The 3,787-nt window shown below is 68.9% G+C and carries 4 protein-coding genes; all 4 read left to right on the top strand.

Features of this window, described 5'->3' with window-relative positions; genetic code table 11:
* The coding region (locus ACFYM0_RS37890; protein WP_388510294.1) for an ABC transporter substrate-binding protein at positions 1-1,143 on the top strand (1,143 nt) is incomplete at its 5' end.
* Between the two features lie 116 nt (positions 1,144-1,259).
* Entirely contained in the window at positions 1,260-2,321 is a 1,062-nt protein-coding gene (locus tag ACFYM0_RS37885; protein WP_388510291.1) for a carbohydrate ABC transporter permease, read from the top strand.
* A 4-nt stretch (positions 2,322-2,325) separates the two neighbouring features.
* Positions 2,326-3,219, top strand: a complete 894-nt coding sequence (locus ACFYM0_RS37880; protein ID WP_388510288.1) for a carbohydrate ABC transporter permease — start codon at positions 2,326-2,328, stop codon at positions 3,217-3,219.
* Positions 3,220-3,328: 109 nt separating this feature from the next.
* A partial coding sequence (locus ACFYM0_RS37875; RefSeq protein WP_388510285.1) for a glycoside hydrolase family 1 protein occupies positions 3,329-3,787 on the top strand: 459 nt, incomplete at its 3' end.

The following is a 3,787-nucleotide window of genomic DNA, read 5'->3' as shown; positions in this document are numbered from 1 at the left end:
TACGCCGAGTACACGAAGGCGCATCCGAACATCAAGATCGAAGAGTCGAACGTCGCCGACGGCCAGAAGTACTGGGACACGCTCAAGCTGCGTCTCTCCCGCGACAGCGGTCTCGCGGACATCCAGGCCCTGGAGGTGGGCTACATCGCGGAGGCGACCGGTCCGGCCATGGCGGACAAGTGGACCGACCTCGGCAAGACGGGCGGCGCGGACCTCGGCGCGTTCCTGGACTGGAAGGTCAAGCAGGCCACCACGGGCGACGGCAGGGTCATCGGCCTCGGCACGGACATCGGTCCGATGGCCATCTGCTACAACAAGGACCTCTTCGCCAAGGCCGGCCTGCCGACCGATCGCACGGAGGTCGCCAAGCTCTGGGCGGGTGACTGGGCGAAGTTCATCGCGACCGGTGAGGCGTACAAGAAGAGCGCCCCGGCCGGGACTTCCTTCCACGACTCCGCGAGTGGTCTGTTCAACGCGGTGATCTCCAGCGAGGCCGTGCAGTACGCGAACACCAAGGGCGAGCTGGACTACGAGAACAGCCCGGGCGTGAAGAAGGCGTGGGACACCGCCGTGGCGGCGACGAAGGGCGAACTGACGGCCAAGCTGCGCCAGTTCGACGAGAAGGGCACTTGGAACGCGGCCTTCAAGAACGCGAAGTTCGCCACGGTCGCCTGCCCGAGCTGGATGACGGGCATCATCAAGGAGCAGGCGGGCCCGGAGAACCAGGGGAAGTGGGACATCGCCGCGCCGCCCGTGGCCGGCAACTGGGGCGGCTCGTTCCTGGCCGTGCCGAAGTCGGGCAAGCACGTCAAGGAGGCGGCCGAGCTGGCCGCCTGGCTCACCGCACCGGCGCAGCACGCCAAGGTCTTCGGCGTGAACGGCAACATCCCCTCCACCAAGGACACGCTCACCTCGGCGGCCGTCCAGGACGCGAAACTGCCGTACTTCGGTGACACCCCGGTCGGCAAGATCTACTCGCAGGCCGCGGCCGGCATCACGCCCGCCCCGATCAGCCGCTGGGACGGACAGGTGAAGACCTTCCTCACCGACAACGGCATCCTCGACATCGAGCAGCGCGGCACCGACCCGGCGAAGGCCTGGGAGAACGTCAAGAAGCTGGTCAACGACAAGATCGACCAGTAACGGGGGCAGTGTGACGGCCCGCCGCCACCCGCTGCCTCCCCGCGGGTGGCGGCGGGCCGTCGACCCTCCGCCCCCACCGCATCACACTGCACGCATCGACCTGGAAGGACGCCCCCGTGGCCACCTCCGTACGGGCGGCGGGTGGCGGCTCCGCGCCGCCCGCCGCACAAGCCCCGGGCTCCAGCACCGGCCCCGGCTCCCACCGGCAGCCGCCCTCGGGCCGGAGCGGTTGGCGCAGCACGCTCTACCGCCTCGACCTGAAGGCGGTCCCCTACGTCTTCGTCGCTCCCTTCTTCCTCACCTTCGCGGCCTTCGGGCTCTTCCCCCTGATCTACACGGGCTGGCTCTCGCTCCACCGGGTCGAACTGGGCGGCAGCGCGCAGTGGAAGGGGCTGGACAACTACAGTTCCCTGGCCACCAGCGAGTTCTTCTGGAACGCGCTCGCCAACACCTTCACCATCGGTGTGATCTCCACCGTCCCCCAGCTGCTGATGGCCCTCGGGCTCGCGCACCTGCTCAACTACAAACTGCGCGGCCGGGGTTTCTTCCGCGTCGCGGTCCTCGCCCCGTACGCCACCTCGATCGCGGCGGCCACGCTCGTCTTCGCCCAGCTCTTCAACACCGACTACGGCCTGATCAACACGGTCCTGGGCTGGGCCGGCTTCGACCCGGTCGCCTGGGAATCCTCCAAGTGGCCCGCCCAGATGGCCATTTCGACGATCGTGACCTGGCGCTGGACGGGCTACAACGCGCTCATCTACCTGGCGGCGATGCAGGCCGTACCCCAGGACCTCTACGAGGCCGCCGCGCTGGACGGGGCCTCGCGCTGGCGCCAGTTCCTCAGCGTCACCATCCCCTCCATCCGGCCGACGATCCTCTTCACCGTCATCGTCTCCACCATCGGCGCCACCCAGCTCTTCGGCGAACCGATGCTCTTCGGAGGCAGCGTCGGCATCAGCGGGGGCAGCGGAAACCAGTTCCAGACGCTCAGCCTGCTCATGTACGAGAAGGGCTGGGTGACCGGCGCGCTGGGTCAGGCCTCCGCCATCGCCTGGGTCATGCTCCTGCTCCTCCTGCTCATCGGCGGCATCCAGGCCCTGATCGCCCGCTCCAACCGCAACCGCAGCCACCGCCGTAGCAGCCGATCCGGCCACATCCGCACGAAGGCGGGGAGCTGAACCCATGACCCGCACACTCGAAAAGACCACCGCCGCGGCGCCGCGCGCAAGGCGTCTTCGCTCATCGGCGGGCCGTCAGCATCATGCGGGACCGCTGACGTACGTCCTCCTCGGCCTGGCCGCCCTCGTCTCCCTCTTCCCGCTGTACTGGAACCTCGTGGCCGCCTCCCACACGGGCGAGCGCGTGGTCGAGGCCCCGGCCCCGCTGCTGCCCGGCCCCCGGCTCTTCGACAACCTCGCCTTCGCCTGGAACCAGGTCGACATGGGCGAGGCACTGGTCAACACGACCATCGTGGCCGGGCTCGTGGCCCTGTCCACCGTCCTGTTCTCCACCCTCGCCGGCTTCGCCTTCGCCAAACTGCCCTTCAAGGGCCGGGGCGCCCTGCTGGCACTGGTGGTGGCGACCATGACCATTCCGCCCCAGCTCAGCGTCATCCCGCTCTACCAGATCATCACCGACCTCGGCTGGGTCGACCAGCTCCAGTCGGTCGTCCTGCCCTCCCTGGTCGCCGCCTTCGGCGTCTTCTTCATGCGCCAATACCTCATCGAAGCGCTGCCGGTGGAACTGGTGGAGGCGGCCAGGATGGACGGTGCGCACAGCCTGCGCATCATCTGGCACGTGGTGTTCCCCGTCGCCCGGCCCGCGATGGCGGTCCTCGGAATGCTCGTCTTCGTCCAGGCCTGGAACGACTTCTTCTGGCCGTTCATCGCCCTGACCCCGGACGGCAATCCGACCCTCCAGGTCGCCCTGGCCGGCCTCGGCGCGGGCAACCACACCGTCGACCAAGCCGTCGTCCTGACCGGCGCGCTCATCTCCACGCTGCCGCTGCTGCTCGTCTTCGCCGTACTCGGCAAGCACATCGTCGGCGGCATCACCGCCGGCGCCGTCAAGAACTGACGGCGTTCATCGAGGAACGACCTGCCTCGTCGGCCTGTTCGCGCCCCCTCTTCCGGCACCGGTTCATCCGGCACGACTTCAACCACACTTACGTTGGGAGCGCTCTCCTATGACCGCGTCCGAGACCCGGCCACTCACCGCCACCCGCACCTTCCCGTCCGACTTCCTGTGGGGCACGGCCACCGCCGCGTACCAGATCGAGGGCGCCGCCCGTGAGGACGGCCGGACCCCGTCCATCTGGGACACCTTCTCGCACACCCCCGGCAAGGTCTTCGAGGGCCACACCGGTGACGTGGCCGTTGACCACTACCACCGCTTCCCCGAGGACGTCCGGCTGATGTCCGAACTCGGCCTGGGTGCCTACCGGTTCTCCGTCTCCTGGTCGCGCGTCCAGCCGACCGGCCGCGGACCGGCCGTGCAGAAGGGCCTCGACTTCTACCGCAAGCTGGTCGACGAGCTGCTCGCCGCCGGCATCACACCCGCCCTCACCCTCTACCACTGGGACCTCCCCCAGGACTTGGAGGACGCGGGCGGCTGGCCGGAGCGGGCGACCGCCGAGCGCTTCGCC

The organism is Streptomyces sp. NPDC006487 (assembly GCF_042870555.1).
Classification (GTDB): domain Bacteria; phylum Actinomycetota; class Actinomycetes; order Streptomycetales; family Streptomycetaceae; genus Streptomyces.
Note: the sequence above shows the minus strand (reverse complement) of the source record. Positions and strands in the feature narration are given on the sequence as shown.

Excerpts from the sequence above, each read along its gene's own strand:
- ACFYM0_RS37880 (WP_388510288.1), top strand. The coding sequence starts at position 2,326 with ATGACCCGCACACTCGAAAAGACCACCGCCGCGGCGCCGCGCGCAAGG.